Source organism: Coleofasciculus sp. C1-SOL-03 (assembly GCF_040220555.1).
Classification (GTDB): domain Bacteria; phylum Cyanobacteriota; class Cyanobacteriia; order Cyanobacteriales; family Coleofasciculaceae; genus Coleofasciculus.
On record NZ_JAVJUO010000055.1, the window covers coordinates 24,057 to 44,522 of the forward strand.

Annotated in this window: 17 protein-coding genes and 1 pseudogene; 10 read left to right on the forward strand and 8 right to left on the reverse strand. The window is 45.6% G+C overall.

The features are described from left to right. Window position 1 precedes the first annotated feature (1 nt). The 4 genes from RIE73_RS07860 (at window position 2) to ffh (ending at window position 4,637) form a co-directional block, all read left to right on the forward strand. Complete coding sequence (locus RIE73_RS07860) at window positions 2–2,089, forward strand: tetratricopeptide repeat protein (protein WP_446400665.1); 2,088 nt, start codon at window positions 2–4, stop codon at window positions 2,087–2,089. A gap of 40 nt (window positions 2,090–2,129) precedes the next feature. Then, window positions 2,130–2,561 (forward strand): hypothetical protein, encoded by a 432-nt coding sequence (locus tag RIE73_RS07865; protein ID WP_446400666.1) that lies wholly within the window; start codon window positions 2,130–2,132, stop codon window positions 2,559–2,561. 46 nt (window positions 2,562–2,607) lie between these two features. Further along, the gene (locus tag RIE73_RS07870; RefSeq protein ID WP_446400667.1) at window positions 2,608–2,880 is read left to right on the forward strand and encodes a hypothetical protein; all 273 of its coding nucleotides are present in this window, start codon (window positions 2,608–2,610) and stop codon (window positions 2,878–2,880) included. 296 nt (window positions 2,881–3,176) lie between these two features. Beyond that, complete coding sequence (ffh, locus tag RIE73_RS07875; protein WP_446400668.1) at window positions 3,177–4,637, forward strand: signal recognition particle protein; 1,461 nt, start codon at window positions 3,177–3,179, stop codon at window positions 4,635–4,637. 180 nt (window positions 4,638–4,817) lie between these two features. Here ffh and RIE73_RS07880 read toward each other — a convergent pair whose 3' ends face one another. Beyond that, window positions 4,818–4,985: a hypothetical protein gene (locus RIE73_RS07880; RefSeq protein WP_446400669.1), complete on the reverse strand. Its 168-nt coding sequence runs from the start codon at window positions 4,983–4,985 to the stop codon at window positions 4,818–4,820. A gap of 55 nt (window positions 4,986–5,040) precedes the next feature. Between RIE73_RS07880 and rpsP the strand changes: the two genes are divergently transcribed. From rpsP to RIE73_RS07895, 3 genes are all read left to right on the forward strand, one after another. Further along, window positions 5,041–5,292 carry a 30S ribosomal protein S16 gene (gene rpsP / locus RIE73_RS07885; protein ID WP_446400670.1) on the forward strand — a complete coding sequence of 84 codons (252 nt, stop codon included), beginning with the start codon at window positions 5,041–5,043 and terminating at the stop codon, window positions 5,290–5,292. After that, window positions 5,285–5,665, forward strand: coding sequence for a KH domain-containing protein (locus RIE73_RS07890; protein WP_446400671.1), 381 nt, complete (start codon window positions 5,285–5,287; stop codon window positions 5,663–5,665). Before rpsP ends, RIE73_RS07890 begins: the two co-directional genes overlap by 8 nt. A 315-nt stretch (window positions 5,666–5,980) precedes the next feature. Beyond that, complete coding sequence (locus tag RIE73_RS07895; protein WP_446400672.1) at window positions 5,981–6,937, forward strand: PhoH family protein; 957 nt, start codon at window positions 5,981–5,983, stop codon at window positions 6,935–6,937. Window positions 6,938–7,047: 110 nt separating this feature from the next. Here RIE73_RS07895 and RIE73_RS07900 read toward each other — a convergent pair whose 3' ends face one another. Beyond that, entirely contained in the window at window positions 7,048–11,460 is a 4,413-nt protein-coding gene (locus RIE73_RS07900) for a CHAT domain-containing protein (protein WP_446400673.1), read from the reverse strand. A gap of 424 nt (window positions 11,461–11,884) precedes the next feature. Here RIE73_RS07900 and sbcC point away from each other — a divergent pair, with 424 nt between their 5' ends. Next, entirely contained in the window at window positions 11,885–14,905 is a 3,021-nt protein-coding gene (sbcC, locus tag RIE73_RS07905) for an exonuclease subunit SbcC (RefSeq protein ID WP_446400674.1), read from the forward strand. A gap of 75 nt (window positions 14,906–14,980) precedes the next feature. Next, a complete protein-coding gene (locus RIE73_RS07910; RefSeq protein ID WP_446400675.1) occupies window positions 14,981–15,382 on the forward strand; it encodes a hypothetical protein in 402 nt (133 codons plus the stop codon). Between the two features lie 39 nt (window positions 15,383–15,421). On the opposite strand, the pseudogene RIE73_RS07915 reads toward RIE73_RS07910, so the two are convergent. The 4 genes and pseudogenes from RIE73_RS07915 to RIE73_RS07930 form a co-directional block, all read right to left on the reverse strand. Continuing rightward, window positions 15,422–15,598, reverse strand: a pseudogene (locus RIE73_RS07915) (DUF433 domain-containing protein); the annotation flags it as partial. A 266-nt stretch (window positions 15,599–15,864) separates the two neighbouring features. Continuing rightward, the gene (locus tag RIE73_RS07920) at window positions 15,865–16,494 is read right to left on the reverse strand and encodes a DUF5678 domain-containing protein (RefSeq protein WP_446400676.1); all 630 of its coding nucleotides are present in this window, start codon (window positions 16,492–16,494) and stop codon (window positions 15,865–15,867) included. Window positions 16,495–16,673: 179 nt separating this feature from the next. Beyond that, window positions 16,674–17,642, reverse strand: a complete 969-nt coding sequence (locus RIE73_RS07925) for a pentapeptide repeat-containing protein (RefSeq protein ID WP_446400677.1) — start codon at window positions 17,640–17,642, stop codon at window positions 16,674–16,676. Next, window positions 17,617–18,204 (reverse strand): HD domain-containing protein, encoded by a 588-nt coding sequence (locus RIE73_RS07930; RefSeq protein WP_446400678.1) that lies wholly within the window; start codon window positions 18,202–18,204, stop codon window positions 17,617–17,619. The genes RIE73_RS07925 and RIE73_RS07930 overlap by 26 nt, the downstream gene beginning before the upstream one ends. Window positions 18,205–18,245: 41 nt before the next feature. Between RIE73_RS07930 and RIE73_RS07935 the strand changes: the two genes are divergently transcribed. Further along, the gene (locus RIE73_RS07935; RefSeq protein ID WP_446400679.1) at window positions 18,246–18,767 is read left to right on the forward strand and encodes a dual specificity protein phosphatase family protein; all 522 of its coding nucleotides are present in this window, start codon (window positions 18,246–18,248) and stop codon (window positions 18,765–18,767) included. Between the two features lie 51 nt (window positions 18,768–18,818). On the opposite strand, the gene RIE73_RS07940 is transcribed toward RIE73_RS07935, so the two are convergent. Further along, complete coding sequence (locus tag RIE73_RS07940) at window positions 18,819–19,583, reverse strand: class I SAM-dependent methyltransferase (protein ID WP_446400680.1); 765 nt, start codon at window positions 19,581–19,583, stop codon at window positions 18,819–18,821. Between the two features lie 11 nt (window positions 19,584–19,594). Then, the gene (locus tag RIE73_RS07945; protein ID WP_446400681.1) at window positions 19,595–20,365 is read right to left on the reverse strand and encodes a DUF3386 family protein; all 771 of its coding nucleotides are present in this window, start codon (window positions 20,363–20,365) and stop codon (window positions 19,595–19,597) included. Between the last annotated feature and the right edge of the window lie 101 nt (window positions 20,366–20,466).

The following is a 20,466-nucleotide window of genomic DNA, read 5'->3' on the forward strand; positions in this document are numbered from 1 at the left end:
AATGACTTTTTCTTATCGGTTCCCAGCCACAATCATCGGTATGGCAGCTACCATTGTCATGGTTCAGCCTCAAATTACAGTGGCAGCAACAGCCGACGAAATCAGGAATACGGCTAAAGAGATTACTGTGCTAATTCGGGAGAACGGTAAAAATGTTGGTTCTGGAGTAATTATTGCTAGGAGTGGTGACACACATTACATTTTAACCGCGAAGCATGTCGTACCTAATAAATCGGCTCCACCTTCCTATGAAGTTATTGCTCCTGATGGCAGTTCATCTTATGAGATTAATGATACAAGTATTGTTCGACTCGACGGTGTAGACTTAGCCATCGTACCGTTTATCAGTAAAAAGCATTACAAAATTGCTACAATTTTTGATAAAGAAGAGAAAGTTACAATACATGACGATGACTCAACAACTAAGAGTTCACAAAGGGATCAACCTGTTGTCGTTGCTGGATACCCCATAGACGTTTCTCACCCTGGTGAACCTGTGTTGACTCTTGGATTACTTTTAGATAAGGAAGCTGCATTTTCTACAGCACAAAACCCTTTTGATGGTGGTTATGAGCTTTTCTATACAAATGCAACCCAAAAAGGAATGAGCGGTAGTCCAGTTTTGGATGCTGATGGACGAGTAATTGGGATTCATGGACAGACTGAGGGAGATAGTACAAATAACATCGAGTTTGGTCACAGTTTGGGTATTCCTATTCATGCTTTTTTGCAGCGAGCATCAAGCACCTTCAAGACTCTAGGAGTGACAGCAGCTTCGTTAGAACCACCAGAAATCAAGGATTATCCTGCCAACCAATTGCCAGAAGAAGATATTGAAAAGTTATCAGGAGGTTCAGTATCGTCATGTCCTATAGATAACTCTATTTCCATTGAAGAGTTAGCTCAACGAGGTAATCGTTTGTATCGATTAAAGCGTTATCGAGAATCTCTTGAATGTTTTAATAAAATTATCAAGATTAATCCTGACTATCGGATTGCTTGGTATGCAAGAGGGTTTTTACTCAGTCAGCACTTAGAAAAACTGGAACAAGGACTGAATTCGCTAGAAGAAGCAACCAAAATTGATCCAAACTACCACACGGCTTGGCGATGGAAAGGTGTAGTGCTATATAAATTAGGACGCTATGAGGAAGCACTTACTTCCTTTGAGCAAGCAATAAAAAATTATAGTCATGGTGCCTACTATCAAGCTTGGTATGGTAAAGGACAAGCGTTTGGAGCATTGGGACGTCATGAAGAATCGCTTGCTGCCTTTGAAATAGCAAGTCTAGATCAAAGTAGCTATGCTGCTTTAATTAAGCAAGGTGATGGTTTCTTTTACTTTAAGAAATATGAAGAAGCACTAAAATCATACGAAATGGCAACGGCAATAAACGACAATAATTATGAAGCATGGCTAAAAAAAGCAAAATCTCTCAAACAACTTAAACGTTACTATGAAGCGATTATTGACTTGGACATTGGATTAAATATAACACAAATTCAACCGAGTTTATGGTTAGAAAAAGGTCATGTATTAAGGCAAATACAACGGTATCAAGAATCGCTACAAGCTTATGAAAGAGTAATCAATCTTGATCCTGAAAATTATGAAGCTTGGTTTTACAAAGGCTGGATATTGCAATATGGTGATGTTCCAAAAAATATTGCTAAGTTATGGCAACAGTATCTTCAGGCAATTGCTTCTTATGATAAGGTGATTCAAATTATGCATGACTATCAATTAGCTGTAGAGAACAAGGAATTAGCCGAGAAGGTTCTGATGAATATTGCCAGGGCGTGCTACGCTAATATTGAAAATATGTCAAATTCACCTAAACCTAGATTACATCTTAGCAATATCTATAGACATCCAAATGAACAACCTGAAAATCTTTACTTTAATATGCAACTGCAACAAGATGTGAATGATTACTATCGAGAGGGACGGTTCAATGAAGGTATAATTAACACACCACTTTGGGAGTTAAATTTCGATATAAATAATCCTCCAAAAGAAATGCTTGATAGTCGTATGGACGTCGATGTCAGAGCAAGTGGAGATGTTTTTTGTATCAAGTTACCATAAATTTTTGCAATTATTAAAAGTAACATATTGCTGAATCATTATGATGATGCAAAAAAATATCGCTGCGATCGCGACTTTAACATCAACCCTGTTCGTGATTCAGGCACGTCCGATTCAAGCCGTACCTGTTACTTATGATTTCACGGTAGAAGTCACTCAAGGTTCTCTGGCTGGCAATACGTTTATCGGCTCTTTTCGCTACGATGATGAGATAGTGAAGGGAGTTGGCACAGAAGAAATTGGCGTGGCTGATGGATTGATGGTAAACATGACCTTTTTTGGGCAAGATTACACCGAGAAAGCAGATACAGGTTACCCAGAATATCCCAAGCTAATTTTGGAAGATGGCTTAATCCAACGCCTTGACTTTTGGATTGAACCAGGCGAACGTGTTGTCTGGTGGGGACAACCCGGATGGAAGGTTGAGTTATTTCCACGGAATAATCTTCCTGGTATACTGGATTGCCGATAAAATAAATTCAAGAACGCTGTGTTTAAATTGCGAACACCCCAAAATCATGCTACTTTTACCTAAACTGCAAAACTTACCCAATACGTTTCCAATTGAAGGTGCTGTCCGTATTGAATTGGTTGAAGGAATCCCTCTCTTTCGCGCTTCTAGTACTGTTCAAGAACGGATAGAGACACTTTTAGAGAAACAACAAAACTATTTGCTAAATTCTGAAGAAGAACAAGAACTGGATTTGTATGAAGAAATCGATGATTATCTCAGCTTTGTCAATCGGACTGTTCGCAATCTTTATTTAACTCAGAATCAATCAGATATATAAACAATGCCTGCTCGTCGTCAAATCCCTGAAGTTGTCCAAAACAAAATTCGTCAGCGACTGCGGGATGCGGGTATTGATCCGGATCAATTGTAATTCTAAATCTGGGGAACGCTACCCCCGTTATAACCTAGTCCGCGCAGGCGGACTTTGTTTGTGTAGCAGCGATTTCAATCGCCTCCTCTTGCTTTGACAGCCTAGTCAAGGGAAAGAACTGGTAGAAAAATCCCCTAAAGCGTTATCCTGTAAGAATCAGACCCTATTTCTAGTAACCCTGAACTTATAGACTAACGTTAACTATGTTTGATGCTCTCGCCGAACGCTTAGAAGACGCCTGGAAGAAACTACGCGGTCAAGACAAGATATCTCAAGCCAATATTCAAGACGCCCTGAAAGAGGTGCGTCGGGCTTTGCTGTCGGCAGATGTGAACCTGCAAGTTGTCAAAAAATTTGTTGCTGACGTTGAAAGCAATGCCATGGGCGCTGATGTTATCGCTGGTGTCCGCCCTGACCAACAGTTTATCAAGATTGTCTACGATGAACTGGTGCAGGTGATGGGGGAAAGTAATGTCCCCTTGGCTAAAGCGGATACATCGCCCACTATCGTGCTGATGGCAGGATTGCAGGGAACCGGGAAAACCACGGCAACGGCTAAGTTAGCCCTACACCTAGGCAAGGAAAACCGCAGTTGCTTGATGGTGGCGACAGACGTTTATCGCCCTGCGGCGATTGACCAGTTGGTGACGTTGGGTGAACAGATTAATATCCCTGTGTTTGAAATGGGGACGGATACTAACCCTGTGGAAATTGCCCGTCAGGGGGTTGCCCATGCTAAGGAAACGGGTGTTGATACCGTAATTATCGATACGGCGGGACGATTACAAATCGACGCTGAGATGATGGCAGAACTTGCCCAGATTAAGGACAATGTTAAACCCCACGAGGTTCTGCTTGTAGTAGACGCGATGACGGGTCAAGAGGCGGCAACCCTAACCCATACGTTTAATCAACAAATCGGGATTACAGGGGCAATTCTGACTAAGCTGGATGGCGATACGAGAGGGGGTGCAGCCTTGTCTGTGCGCCAGGTATCGGGTCAGCCGATTAAATTTGTCGGTGTGGGTGAAAAGGTAGAGGCACTACAGCCATTTTATCCAGACCGCATGGCATCGCGGATTCTGGGTATGGGTGATGTGCTGACGCTGGTGGAGAAAGCCCAAGAAGAAATTGACATGGCTGACGCCGCCCAGATGCAGGAGAAAATGCTCAATGCTCAGTTTGACTTCAGCGATTTCTTGAAGCAAATGCGGCTGTTGAAAAATATGGGTTCCCTGGGTGGGTTGATGAAGCTGATGCCGGGAATGGGTAAGCTGAGTTCGGATCAACTGGAAAAAGGGGAAGGCAAGCTCAAGCAAACGGAAGCGATGATTAATTCGATGACGGCTGAGGAACGCCGCAATCCGGATTTGCTGGCTGGTTCTCCCAGTCGCCGCCGCCGTATTGCCCGGGGTTCAGGGCATAGTGAGCGTGAGGTGAGCAGTCTAATCAGTGAGTTTACCAAGATGCGATCGCTGATGAAGCAGATGGGTCAAGGTCAAATGGGCGGACTTCCCGGAATGGGCGGAATGGGCGGAATGGGCGGAATGGGTGATATGTTTGGTGGTGGAATGGGCAATCGTGCCTCACAAGGTTGGCGCGGTAGCGGTCCGACGAAGAAGAAGAAAAAGGCGAAGAAGAAGAAGGGATTTGGTCAGCTTTGAGAGGATAAGGGTGTAGGGTAAGCAGAGGGAGCGGGGGGAGCAGGGGGAGCAATGTAGAGACGTGCCATGGCGCGTCTGGGGAGCAGGGGGAGCGGGGGGAGATGGGGAAGTCAACAAAGGACGAATGACGAAGGACGAATGACGAATGATATCATGTCCGTTGAAATAACCGTAATATCCTTAATATCCTTCTTCCTTGCAACATTGCTCCTTCCCTTCTGCCCTCTGCCTTCTGCCCTCTGCCTTCTGCCCTCTGCCTTCTGCCCTCTGCCTTCTGCCCTCTGCCCTCTGCCTTGTCTCCACCGATAGTGTAAGTATTCCACCGGACATAATATGACGAATCCCCATTTACCCTAAATTCTTAATCATCGCTTAAAATCAAACAGGTGAGTTATTGGAAACTATGGTCAAAATTCGATTAAAACGATTCGGCAAAAAACGCGAAGTGAGTTATCGCATTGTGGCGATTGAGAGTAATGCCCGTCGGGATGGGCGTCCCTTGGAAGAGTTGGGCTTCTACAATCCCAGAACTGATCAAACGACGCTGAATGCCCCCGCTATTGCCAAGTGGCTGAAAAACGGAGCGCAGCCCACGGATACCGTTCGCAGCATTCTCAAGAAAGCCAATGTCCTTGAACAACAAGCCAGTGTCTGAACCTGGGCGGAAAACCAGCCCGGATTATGGGAGTCTGGTGCGATTTTTAGTTGAGCCGTTTTTAGAGTCGTCCACGTCGCTGAGTTTAGACTGCGAACGCGCCCATGCTAATAATCGGGTCTGGATTCGGCTGGCGTTTGACGGAGAGGACAAGGGGCGAGTCTTTGGTCGAGGCGGTCGTAATATTCAGGCAATTCGCACTGTCATCCAAGGGGTGGCAAAGATTGCTGGAGAATCGGTCTATTTGGATATCTATGATGAGTCAGGTGGTACATCCCGCCGCGAAAGCCCTTCCGGGAGTAGATCTAAGGGGAGGAAAGGTTCGCCTCGACGCTTACCGTTGCCTAAACCTAACTCGAAATCCCGTTCTTGATTTGTCATTTGTCATTTGTCATTTGTCAAAACACTGATTTCACGGATTTATTGGAGAGATTGGGGTAGGGGCGTGAGAGGTTAGTCACACTGATTACACTGACAAATTAGTTCTCTATCAACAGAGGTTGATAACAGATGATTTCGATTGTAAAAGAGATTATTGCCTCATTTGTTTATGTTTATGTGATTCATCAGGGAGTATTACCCTCCTAACCTTCTCCTTCTACCCTTCTACCTGTCCTTTGTTCTATCTCTGTGCTAATACTTGATCACTGATCACTGATCACTGATAACTGATAACTGATGATTAACCTTGAGTGAAGTATCGACAACAATTGAATTACCGACCGTCCAGAGTGCTATGGTACTGGCGGGCGATCGCGAGAGTAATCTGAAGTTGCTCTCTCAACGGACTGGCGCAAGTCTGGTGTTACGGGGACAGGAGTTGCTTATTTCGGGGACGCAAAAACAAGTTGAGCGCGTCTCGTCTGTAGTGCGATCGCTTAAACCGTTTTGGCTGGAGGGTAGACGGATTGAAGAGGCGGATATTCGCACGGCGTTTCATGCTTTGGATACTCACCGTCAGGATGAACTCCAGGATTTACAGCAAGATGTGCTGGCGCGTACCCGTCGCGGTGATGTGATTCGCGCTAAAACGTTTCGTCAACGCCAATACATTAAAGCCGTTCTTACTCATGATTTGACGTTTTGTATTGGACCGGCGGGAACCGGGAAAACCTTTTTGGCGGTGGTATTGGCAACCCAGGCATTACTGGCAAATGAGTATGAACGCCTTATTTTAACCCGACCGGCTGTAGAAGCGGGGGAAAAGTTAGGATTTTTGCCAGGAGATTTACAACAGAAAGTCAATCCCTTTTTACGCCCGCTTTATGATGCGTTATATGAATTAATTGATGGGGAGAAAATTCCCAATTTAATGGAACGGGGGATTATTGAAGTAGCACCCTTAGCCTATATGCGCGGGCGAACGCTGAATAATGCGTTTGTAATTGTGGATGAAGCCCAAAATACCACCCCAGCTCAGATGAAAATGGTTTTAACTCGCTTGGGGTTTGGTTCTCGGATGGTGGTGACTGGAGATGTTACCCAAACTGATTTGCCGATGAATCAAGATTCTGGATTAGCGGTGGCACAAAAAATTCTGCGATCCGTTGATGGGATTGCGTTTTGCCAACTTTCGACTCAAGATGTGGTTCGTAATCCTTTGGTTCAACGGATTGTTGAGGCTTACGAGAAACATCAGAAATAATTAATTGGGTAGGGGCACGATATTATCGTGCCCTGATAATTTCATGTTTCCTGTCGGTTCCGGTTTCCGGTTCCCTGTTCCCTGTTCCCTGTTCCCTGTTCCCCAGTTGTCTACTGCGGATTACCAATTAAGGTAAAGGGTGCCCAGTAGTACGGATGCGAGAAATTGAGATTTTTTGTCTTGACAAGTTCTGCCATTTCTGGAGGTAAAGTGATACTTTTATCTCCATAATTTAATTGACCATTGGCAATACTCACCTCGCCTCGAATCATCGCTAGTTGCGCTCGGCGTAATGCTTCACTTTTAATCGGAAGTTGCCTTAACTGACGATAAAATTCAGTCGTGACGCCTAAAGCACCTTCATCGCTGACGTACCAGAGGGTAGCCAGGGTAGAGTCAACACCTGCTTGTAATGCTGATCCAGCAAAACCAAGTTCAGCCTCTTCATTCCCTAGGGCGGTTCGGCAAGCACTGAGAACTAATAAATCCACGGCTGAATCGGATAAGCCTAAGTTCTTGAGTTCATTCAGCCGGAGTTTGCGATTCCAGAGTTGAATATAGGAATTATCTGGATTCCCCGGTTTGAACTCGGCGTGAGTGGCTAGATGGATGATGCCAAATTCATTCTCACTGATTTGTTCTTGCAGATTTTGGAAGGTGAAATTCTCGTTGAGAAATGCTTTGCCTTTCCACAGAGATTCGGTAATTGTGGATAATTCTAGCGGGACAAAGGTTAAGTTGGGTAGATCTGAGAATTTCGACGCTCCCATCGCTAGAACTTGGCGTGAGCGAATGTCTGGATTGCGAGCTTGGATTAAGCTGAAGCTAGGAATCAAGTTGACGCTATAGTTCTCGATTAAGAAGTTGTCTCCATCATGAAGGGCGGCGATGGGGAGCGATCGCAACCCAGAATCCATGGCAAACATTAATCCTTGGATTTGGCGTGCTTCTAAATCGTCCGCTAAGGGTTCGATCAACCATTGGTAGAGTTGCTGGGCTGAATCCAGATAGTTGGTTGATCCGAGGTTACGGCGATCGCTGAGTGTCCGCTGAAACTTCTGAGTCTCTGCTAAAACCTTAGCCCGAATCGCATTAGGAACTCGACGTTGAATGGCTTGACCATCGGCAGTAATCAGTACCAATTCTAGCTGTTGATTGTCTTCTGGTGAACAACTGCTTGATCCTGGGGAAGTATAACCAAATCGACGATCCATGGCTGGTTGAGACTCAGCTTGACAAGCATTGGCTTCTGAGTTCAAGGATTGAGGGACAAAGCTGACATAAATCACAGCGGTTTTCAAGCCGGTGACTTGTTCAATGTCGCGAGTCTGTTCAGTGATTTCTTGTAGATTTAGCCGTTTGGTTACAAATTGTTGTTGGAGATAGGTTTGGAATTCTTGGGTAAAAGCAGCTTCAAGTTGATCCACGCGATCGCTGACATTATCCGTTTCTTTGGATAGTGATGATTCTTCCTGGTTTGAAGCCTGCTGTTGGGACGTCTCACTGGGGGTTCCATTACCGTTATTTGCGGTTGTGGTGTCTTGTCCAGAGGATTCAGGGGTATTGGAATTACCGTTGGCGATACCGGAATTATCGCCGCTGTCGGTGGGGTTCGAGCCACCATTATTCACCATATCGCTATTGTCAGGAGTATCCGGATTAGGATTACGGCTATAGGTTTCGTCGCCATTCTCCTCGGAGGTTTCAGTGTTGGCGTTATCCTCAGAAGCCGTATCACTGGTTTCGTTGCTGTTCTCTACGGTATTTGTTCCACTATCGTCAGCAGGGTTATTGGTAGCAACATCACTATTGCCGTTGCTGTTATCGTCTGTGGTGTTAGAGTTGCTATTCCTAGTCGTATCGTTAGGGCTATCAGTATTCGGTGTATTTACAGCGTTATCATCGGCGGAATTATTATTTCCGCTATCAGTACTTGGAGTCGTCGGATTCTCACTATCTGAACTAGGAACGCGGCTATAAGGTTGATTGTTTGCGTTAGCCGAGTTGTTAGCTATGTTGCTGTTACCAGCGTTAGTATTGGTGGGTTCAGAACTGCTATCGCTTTGGGTATTGCTATTCGCGTTATCGGTATTAGCCGGATTAGCGGTAGTGTTTTCAGTAGTTGCGATCGCATCACTACTGGGTTGAGTTGGTCTACGGCTATAGGTTGGACTGCCATTACTCACTGAATTATTATCAGCGATATCCGTACCAGAAGTCCTGGTGGTGTTACTTAAAGCGGGTTGACGGCTATAGGTTGTCGAAGCGGAGTTATTATTCCCGCTATCAGAATTATTGCTCTCGGTGTTACTCTCAGCTACATCCCCCTCTTCGCAGCTAGGATCATCTGCGGAGCAGTTTTCTTCGTCCTCTTCGTCATCATTATTGGTGTTGGTACTAGAAAGCCGACTATAGGCTCGGCTATAGGTTTGACTACTGTTTTCCGTATCTGAATTGGCAGCTTGAGTATCATTATCGCCATTATCCGCGATCGCACCTGAGTTATCGCTGCTGTCACTATTTCCTGCGGTATTAGTTGTATTGTCAGAAGGTTTGTCTCCTAAATCCGCTTCCGATGTCGGTTCCGTTTCCGGTGGATTTTCCGCTACAGGAGGTTCTGGCTCCGGTTGCGGTTCCGGAGTTGGTTTGTCAATGACTATGACGGGCGATTCTTCTTCCGGTGAAGGTTCCTCCACTGGGAGTTGAGTGGGAGGTGAAGGTTCCTCAACCACAACAGAAGGATCTTGTTCGGGAGGTAGCTCTGTTATCGGTGGTGATTCCGGTTCCTCGTTGTTTATCGGTGGTGATTCCGGTTCCTCGTTGTTTATCGGTGGTGGTTCCGGTTCCTCGTTGTTTATCGGTGGTGATTCCGGTTCCTCGTTGTTTATCGGTGGTGATTCCGGTTCCTCGTTGTTTATCGGTGGTGGTTCCGGTTCCTCGTTGTTTATCGGTGGTGGATTAGGTGGTAGGTTCTCTGTTATCAAATCCTGTGGCGGAGTTGCTGGAGTGAAATGGTTCTCCAGCTTTTCAGGTTCAACGCCATTTGGCTGTGTTATATTTGGCTGTATTATATTAGGATTGTAGCTGGAACTATTATTCGGATCGATGTTGGAGTTAGACGCTGGTGGCTTCGGATTATAATACTCTACAGTTCCATGGGTAACATCAGGATTCTGTTGATTTACACCATCATTTTTTACCCTTATGTTTCCTTCGATATTAATAGAGCCAGTAGCAGTAGATAAGATCACGGAACTACTTCCACCAGGTCTAGAAATAGGCGCATGATTTTGAGCAAAAATATTTTTTATATCAATGTCACCGTCATCTGTGGATATAGTTACATCACCAGCATCCCCGTCGCTCTGATTTATCGTTCTGATGTCACCTGTTGTGATATTTCCTTGTTCTGATACATATAAGGTTACATCACCTGCTGATCCATCACCGTTATCGTTTGCCTTTAGCTCACCTGTGACAATGTCCCGTTGAGCAAACAGTGAGATTGAACCTGCACTATTCTCATCTGAATTACTGGTATCGAGCATTACTTGTGAATCATTTGAAGGATCTGGATCATCATCAATTGTAATGCTGCGATTTGAATTAATATCGATTCCCGCCGATGCTGTAATCGTCTCCGTGGCGACAACATCTCCGTTATTGATTTGGATACCAGACCCGCTCAATACAACTTGTCCATTATTGACGGCTAAAGTCGTAGCATTACCTACACTTCCACCCGTGATTAATGCTGGTATGTCAGTCAGAGCAATTGGATCAGAACCTGAGTAAGCTGGGCGTTCAATATCCAGACTCAACACCATTCCGGGTTGGGTTAGGCGCACTATACTCTCGCCTGGAACGGTTGCCAGAGTAATTTGACCATTAGGTGCTGCAAGAGTCCCCTCACTCGCAACTGTACCACCGATTAATGTTAAGTTCCCATTCTCAACCTCTAGATCAGCCGAGCTAATAATCGCTCCTGGCTCAGATGTATCGAAGGCAAAATAATTGTTAGGAGTTCCTGCAAGCTGACTTGCATCAATTGGACCTGTCGCATTAAACCAACCTGAATCTAAACCAATTGATGTGGCAGTTGTGGCGGTAAAGGAGCCTGGCACATTCAGACTTGCACCTTGACCAAACACAATACCAGCCGGATTCATCAAAAACAGATTGGTACTGCCAGTTCCTCCCAGAACTTCGATGAGTCCGTTGATTTGAGACAGATTACCACCTGTAACCCGACTTAGAATATTTTGAATATTAGCATCGACATTAAAAATAGCACTTTGATCGGAGTCAAGACTAAACTGATCAAAGCTGTGAATCAGATTATCGCCAGCTTCCACGCCACCTGTAATGTCAAATTCGTCGCCATTTGGGGTAACAGTCGTTTGGCTACCCTGTGTATTATCTGGAGTAACCTGGGCTTGGGCAACCTTAGCAAAGCCCAGAAGCCCTGTTAGACTATAGAGGGCTGCCAGTGATTGACTTATTCGGCGTATGGCTGGTTTCATCTGGCTCACTTGAAAAACAGTAAATGCTGAGTCTCCTAACTGCTGGTGTTGTCATGTTTCCTGGTGTGGTTGATCACCCGAACCGTTGCGGTAGGTAGCTAGCAGGAGTGTTTAGGCTGATCTTGACTCTGGCTATTCTGTGTTGTATATATTTTAGCCTATACTCGTCACTTTTTTGTTGAAGAAATTTTTCTTTCCACAAGCTTAATGATTGGGTTGTGACTAACGCTACACTTTGAGCCAGATAGGAAAACCTATACTTAATGATATTATCGACCTATCCTAAATCTCCATTATATTAAATATTGTGAATTTGTCGAGAAAAAGGCTGGAATCCGCATCTCAGGGTCGATACACTATGGAGAGCGTGCGTATGTACTGACAATTTTCTTAAATCCCTAGTCTCAATGGCATTCCAGCCTGCATGATTCCCCTGAAACTGACCCTGAAAAATTTCTTAAGTTATCGCGAAACGACCCTGGACTTTCGCGGACTGCATACGGCTTGTATCTGTGGCGCCAATGGTGCTGGCAAATCCTCTCTCCTGGAAGCGATTACCTGGGCGATTTGGGGACAATGCCGTGCGGCGTCGGAAGATGATTTAATCCATTCCGGGGCGAAAAATGTACGGGTAGATTTCATCTTCTATAATAACCAACAAACCCATCGGGTGATTCGCAGCAAGCAACGGGGACAAAGCAGTTCCCTAGAGTTTCAAATTGAAACCCCCCATGGATTTCGTTCTTTAACTGAAAAAGGATTACGGGCAACTCAACAGCTCATCCTGCATCATCTTAAGCTGGATTACGATACCTTTATCAACTCCGCTTACTTGCGTCAGGGGCGGGCGGATGAATTTATGCTACGGCGTCCCTCGGAACGTAAACAAATCCTAGCCGACTTATTGAAACTGGATCAATACGAAACCTTAGCGGATCAGGCAAAAGATTTATCCCGCCAATTCAAAGGTCAAGCCGAACAACTGGACTCCAGCTTACAAGGCATTCAGCAGCAACTGGAAGAACGAGAGGCGACGCAGGACCAACAAGACGCCACTCAAACCACTTTATCTCAACTACGCCAAGACCAAGACACCGACCAAAGCCAACTGCACCACCTGCAATCTTTAAAACACCAACGCCACACCTGGGAACAACAACTCACCTTTGTCCGCCAGCAATACCAAAATCTCACCCAAGAGTGCGATCGCCTACACCAGGATATCACCACCACCGAAACCCAAAAGCAGCAGTTAGCCACGATTCTCGACCAACAGGATCAAATTACTGCCGGGTATGCCGATTATCTCACCCTGCACCAGCGAGAAGAAAATCTCAGCCAAAAATTCCACGCCGATCAAAACGCCCACCGCCAAAAACAGCAGCTACAGCAACAACTCAACCAGCAAATTCACGAGTTCAATCTACAAATCCGCCAAACCCAAGCCCAACTCGACGCCCTGCGTCCCCAAGAACAAGAAATTCAACAGATGCTTACCCGTTCGACAGACGTAGCTGAAGCCGTGGAAAAACTCAAAGCCGCCCGCACCCGCCTCAACCACCTCGATCAACTCCAACTGGATGTCTCCCCCATCCTGCAACGCCGCGCCGCCTTGCAAAGTGAACTGGATCGCAACCACGCCCGCCTCAGCGCCCGTTTAGACGAACTTAACGCCTCAGAAGATCAACTCTCGCACCAAATCGCCACCACTCCCCAACTGCGCCAAACCGTTCTGCAAGTCGTCGCCGAAATCAGTACCTTAGAAAAAAAGAAAGTCTATCAACAGCGCGTCCAAGAAAAAGGACTCGAACGCCGCAGCTTCCAGGAACGCCTGCAAGAAAGCCAGCGCCGTTATGAAAAGCAAATCGCCGAACTCACCCAGAAAATCCAAATGTTACAGGTTCAGGACGCCGTATGTCCCCTGTGCGATCGCCCCTTAGATGAAGCCCATTCTCAACACGTTATCCAGAAAACTAGCACCGAACAGCAAGAAATTCAAGATCAATTTTGGGTGGTGCGAGAACAGCTAGCCGTTTGTGAACGGGAACTGCAAGTCTTACGTCAAGAATACGCCCAACTCTCCCAAGAATTGGCACCGTTTGAACAATTACTCGAACAACGGGGACAACTCGAAGCCCGACTCGAAGCCACCGATGAAGTGTATGATCGCCTCTATGACATCTCCGAAGAAAAGAAACAACTCGAGCGATCGCTGAGTGAAGGAACCTACGCCCTAGATATCCAAACCCAACTCCAAACCCTAGATCACCAACTTCAACAATTAAACTATAACGAACAAACCCACGCCCTCGCACGGGGAGAAGTTGATCGGTGGCGATGGGCGGAAATTCGCCAAGCCAAACTCGAAGACGCCCAGCGACGCCTAGAGAAAATTCAGGAACAAAAACCCCAACTGCAAGCCCAACTCGATCAGTTAAACCAATCCCTTCAGGAGTTACAAACCACCTCTCCCCTGAAACAGGAACTCGACGCGATTGACCAACAAATTCGCGAAATTGGCTACAACTTAGACACGCACAACCAACTCCGCACCGCCCTGCGACACGCCCAATCTTGGCAACTGCGCCATCAAGAATTAACCAAAGCCCAAGAACATTATCCCCAACTCTGTCAACGATTAGACAGCCTGACTCAAACCCTCGCCCAACGACAAGGCGATCGCGAAACCCTCAATTCACAACTTGCCGAAATAGTCAAGCAATTAGAACAGTATCCAGACACCAGCCGTGACGTACAAATACTAGAACAGCGCATCCTCCAGCGACGCCGACAACTCGACGAACATTTATCCCAAATTGGGCGTTTACAACAGCGCTTAACTCAACTGGATAGCCTGCAAACTCAATATCAAGAGCAAGAAGAACAGGTGAAAACCCTAAAACGGCAATATCGAGTCCATCAGGAACTCGCCAAAGCCTTTGGTAAAAATGGGATTCAAACGCTGATGATTGAGAATATTTTACCCCAATTAGAGGCAGAAACTAATCAAATTCTATCCCGACTCACTGGAAATCAGTTACACGTCCAAATTGTCACCCAAAAAGCCGGGAAACGGGCATCAAAGCGCAAAAGTAAACTCATCGACACCCTCGATATTTTAATCGCCGACGCTAGCGGAACCCGCCCCTATGAAACCTATTCTGGCGGGGAAGCCTTCCGGATTAACTTTGCCATTCGCCTCGCCCTAGCCCGACTCTTAGCGCAGAGGGCGGGAACCTCCTTGCAAATGCTGATTGTCGATGAAGGCTTTGGTACACAAGACGCTGAGGGGTGTGAACGATTGATTGCCGCCATTAACGCGATCGCATCCGACTTTGCTTGTATCTTAACTGTAACGCACATGCCCCAATTTAAGGAAGCCTTTCAGACACGAATTGAAGTCCGAAAAACCGAGCAAGGATCTCAATTAAGTTTGTTAATGTAGCTATCTAATTTTGTCATCCAGCAAGGCAAGGAAATAGCTATCAGTGTAGAATTCGAGTGAGAGGCAACTTGAATCATGCTCCAAACCGTTACCCTGCAAATCCCAGAGCCACTTTACCAACGGCTGGTCAATACTGCCCACGCTACCAACCGCCCTCTAGAGGATATCATGCTCCACGCACTGAAAGTGGGCAGTCCCCCTGATTGGGATAATGTACCCGATGAGTTTCAGGTTGACCTAGCCGCTTTGGACAGAATGGAAGATGAGGCATTATGGAAAATTGCTCAAAGTCGAAAGACTGTAGCCGATATGGAGCGGTACAATATCTTACTTGATCGCAATCAAGAAGGTACGCTGACGGATACCGAACGAACGGAACTAACAGCACTGCGAACCGAGGCAGACTGCTTCATGCTGCGGAAAGCACAGGCAGCTGCACTACTGCACTGGCGCGGACACCATGTACCTTTGCCCTAATGTCTCGTGTCTACCTATATCCCTGAAAGACTAAAGGCTCAACACCCAAACCGGAATGCGAGTATTGGCAATGCAGGCTGTTCCCCCACAGACACCAGCGGTTTTTTCAATTCCCTTCCAATTGTTATTGAAACTTTGGGTTAGGAGGTGAATAGCTTGAGCTTTTTCAGTTGGTTTGAGAGCAAGCAACTGCGGTTCTAATTCTTTGATATTCAGGCTCTTTCAGACTAACTATGATAAATTATTACAAAAAAATAGGCTTTTTATTTTGTTAGATCCTTTGCTATTTAAGAGTTTAAGCTCATTTAAATTGTTAATTTGCCATAACCAGTCTAGGAGAGCCGATATTCATTATTTCAATTATGAATTTTGGATAAAACAGAGAGCGATACATCAAGATACATCAAGAAGGGCGCAAGGATGGTGCCCCTACATTCGGGTATATTTCACAGGCTTGAGAACTGCTATATTATCATTATCCATTACGATAACTCTTCACGCCAAGTAAACCGAATTTGCTCATCGGCTTGTCTGAACTCAATATTAAACCGATCAAAGACAACTTCCCGCCCTAGGAGCAATTGTTCTGCACCTGTAATGCTTTGTAACCAAGCAACAGGAGCGATAAAACTGTGTCCATCAATTGTCATTTCCACATTACGCAAAACATACTCAACCGTTCCCCCAATCGTCTCCGCTAATAACGTTGATTCAGCATCCGCTAAGCTGTAGCCTAAATCTTGACCCACCTTTAAAGAAATTAAACTAATTTCTGCCCCAGAGTCTACTAGCATTGTGGTAGAAATTTCTAAATCATTATGTTTAAGCCTGACATGATAATTCGGCAACCAGTCATGGCGAACCACTGTGCGAAAATGAATTGGTAAAATCTGGATAGAAGCCGTGCTGCGTGGCACTAAATAAATGGCAAACGTCTCGCCTGATGCTGTAGCCAACTCCAAAACATCTCGCAAATTTTCACTATGAGCAATGACGCGACGGTCATTGTAAGCCACATATTGATTGCGATATAAATCCAACAAAGTGTGCCGATTTTTATTCAGCCACTTCAACATTCGCTCACTTTCACTCTTAGACGGTATTCTATTCATAGATTTTAAAATCAAACTCTTAAAATCATCGAAAATAACATCATTTCTAGTTGTTTGCGAACTCCATAAAATTTTGGTCACTATCCTCCCAACCCCTCTGCGCCCTCTGCGTAAACCTCTGCGTACCTCTGCGTTAAAAAAACAAAATTCCGACACTCAGCCGATAAAACCCTCATCAATCAAAACGGCGATAAAAACCGCAACAGCAAAGAACCGATCCCCACAAGCGCATTGCCAAAGGATGGGCGAGAGCGAACTTCCGGAGGATTTTGGGCAATTTCCACCATAGCGATCAGATTCTGCGAAGCTTGGAAACCCACCGGGTTTTCTTGAGTCGTAAACAGCTGACTAGCCACTTCAGCATCTTGGATGGCACCACCGTGATTACTTAAGCGAAATCGGGCAATTCCCCGGGCTAAATAGGCGGGAGCAAAATCTGCTTTTAGATTCAGGGCTTGATTATAATGTTCAATAGCCGCTTGATAGTTTCCCCGTTCGGCTTCAATCACACCCCAAGCATAAAAATCTTCCGGGGTTCCGGCATACTCAGGAAGACCGATTGTTCCTTGAATATAAGCGTTACTGAGATCTGTACCAAACAGTTGTGCATTGACGAGATACGCATTTCTGAGATCCGTTCCCACTAAAATAGCGCCACTGAGATTTGCCCCCGTTAAGTTCGCGCCATTGAGAGACGCGCCACTAAGATTTGCCCCGGTGAGATCCGCCCCCGTCAAATTTGCCCGACTCAGATTAGCGCGACTCAAATCTGCCCCACTCAAGTTTGCCCCGACTAATTCTGCCATGACCAGACCTGCATCGGCGAGATCACATCCGGGACAGTTTTTGGTGGAGAGTACCTTTTGGATATTTTGCAGATTTTCCGCCAAGGCGCTGGTATTCAGAGTAATGGCGGTGAAAATAGCAGCCGTGGTTAGCAGGATGGGTTTCATAGCACGATTAGGGATGAATAGGGCTAAAGATTGTACGCGATCGCAGTGTGGCGATTTTGACATACCTTTATTTTGCGCTACTGACACGGCATCGGCAGACTTTTTTGGCGATCGCACCGAATCAATGTTAGGGCGCAAGCCTTGCGCCCCTACATTTGGCTTGACTTTATCACTCAGACTGTTGATCCGCGACACCTGCTAATAATTCTAATTCACTCACCACCCGATCCAATTCGTCAATAATTGGCATAGAACCCTGGGTGCGAAAGGCTTCAATTAAGGAACGGTAATACCAAAGTGTACCGTCTTTACCCCCATGAAAGCGTTGCCATAAATTATCCCCTAAAATGCGATAATCTTTAAGAATTGACCAAGCATTATGCAGCTTATCGGCGGCGGAGACTAAACGCACCGAAGCCGAGGCGGTGGGAATATGGGCAATATAAGCTGCTTTGCGCTGACGCCAAGGAGGTTTAGGTGTGGTGTCCGCGTCGGTACACCCATCCACAATCTCAGTAATTGTATCCCCAAAGCGGCGGCGAATTTCTTCACGGGTTGCCGCACCACCTTGGTCTTCAATGGCATCATGGAGAAGCGCCGCGATCGCTTCCTCTTCATTTGCCCCATATTCTAAGGCAATACTAGAAACGGCTAACAGGTGGGCGATGTAGGGAACGCCATGCCCTTTGCGGGTTTGGTTGGCGTGCAGTTCGGTAGCAAAAGTTAAGGCGTCGGTAAACCGTTGGGAGAGTTTCATGGAAAAATTAGGGCAAAATCTAACTTAAAGTAGTAACAATTGTGACTGAATTTCTAGCCAACAATCTACCGAAGATATGGATTGCGTCTTATTCCGAAGCCAGCCAACTTCTCTCGTCCGAGACAGGAGACGCGATCGCGCATATCATCTCGATTGGCGAACCCGGTAGTACCCCTCCCGCAGGTTACACCCAAGTTCCTCACCGACTGCGGTTAGAGTTTGATGATATTGTGGCTTTAAATGATCATGAACCCGACTATGTTTTAGCTACATCTGAGCATATTCGTCAAGTGATTGACTTCGTACCGATAATTTCCCAGGAAGGCGGAGATGTTCTCATCCATTGCCAAGCTGGGATCAGCCGATCCGCCGCGATCGCGTTAACCATTTATGCCATCCTTTTGGGGGCGGGTCAAGAGGAGGAAGCCTTATCCCTAGTTCTGGAAAATAGACCTCAAGCTGTACCGAATATTTGGATTGCCCAATTAGCCGATGAAGCATTAGGTCGAAATGGCAAATTGGCACAAGTCGCCCAAATGCATGAAGACTGGTATTTTAAGTAAGTCCGTGGTAGCCATGAAACTTAACGGTGGGGATCGTCATTTGTCCTTTGTCTAAGAATTAGAGTGACAACCTTTCTGCAAAATAAAAATCATAGAAGGACTGGTATCACGGTTGAATTCTGAATAGGAATAATCACCATACACAGCCACTATTTTGTAACCCACTTCCTGCGCCATTTCCTCAAATTCCTGCTTTTTGATCAGGCAAAACTGCATATCTAGGAGGCGCTTAGATTGCAAAAACCCATGGTGATCATAGATTTCGTAGAACTGAGTTCGTTCAACAATACAGTGATTCGGTTGCTGTTTTTCCAGTCCCCAAAACAAGAGTTGTTGCTTTTCCAGACTGTACTTCCCCTCTAGACGCAGAGAACCATCGACCAATTTTAACCGAACATGGGGATTATGTAAAGTACAGATAAGTCGCCCACCTTCACGCAAATGGTTGTGAATTGATTGGAGTGTACTCCTTTGGTCTTTCTTGGACAACAGTTCCGAAAATGAATTGAACGGAATAATCGCTAATTCAAAATAGTCTTGCCGGTTTAACTCTCGCACATCAGCCTGCTGAATTCTAGCCGACAAACCCTTTTGTGCCAACTTCTTTTGCAGAATAGCTAGCATTTGCGCCGAAGCATCCACACAAACCAGGGAAACACCAGCTTCTAGTAAAGGAATCGAGACGCGCCCCGTTCCCGCCATCAATTCGAGGACTTGACCGGAAACGTTACGGGTTTCTCGAATAAAGAAGGAAATATCAATATCACTATGGACATAGATATCATACAACTCGGCGACTCGATCCCATTCAATCATTTTTTTCCTAGTCAAAACGGCTGAATATCATTAAAGCGAATTCTCGTATCTGCCACCGGATTTTCCTCAGGATTTTCCTCCTTTGCATATCGAATCGTCCGGTTGGTTAACAAATAGTAATTTCCCACCTTTTCATGAAAATCTCGCACATCTTCTTTTTCCAGAACTTCATCGGTTTTGGCATCGCGAAACGTGGTTTTAAAGTGACTGACTAAATATCCCTCTGGCGTTTTAGTCGTACCTAGGGTGTCAACGGTTACGGCTACATCTCCAAAGCTGCGATTCACTTGAGTAATGACATCCCCTTTAACCTTATAGTAGGAATTATCACCCACCTCATTAATTTTTAACGCGCCATACTCGTCTTTCCCCTTTAACTCAAAGTTATTGTTACCATGCAACGTCTCAAACGGTACGCGGCGGCGGTGAATGATTTCCATTTTAACCGTATTGGCAACCAACTCACGCAAATTATCGGGTTCAACATTAATAACGTCCACACTTAAATCCGGTTTAACGCGAACGATTCCCTGGTCAATATCTCCTTCGTGCGTAATCGAAACCTCTGCAGAATAACCCGGAAAATTTTCATCCCAGGTATAGCGCTGATTGTATGCATTGCGAAAAGCTTCGCTGGCTGATACTGTAGCAATTTGAGTTGAATGAGTGCTTGAGATAGACTGAGCATTTACACTGGCAGGTAATCCAAAAACGCAGCTAATACTAGCGATAATTAAACTTAAACTCCAACAGATGATGCGATGCTGTAATGGCTGTGTCATGATTTTAATCGGCTATCGACATTGAGGATAAATCTCTATTTTACAAGGGGATGTCCAGCCGTATGAGGTTAATGGTTTTCTCCCCCATATCCTTTAATTGT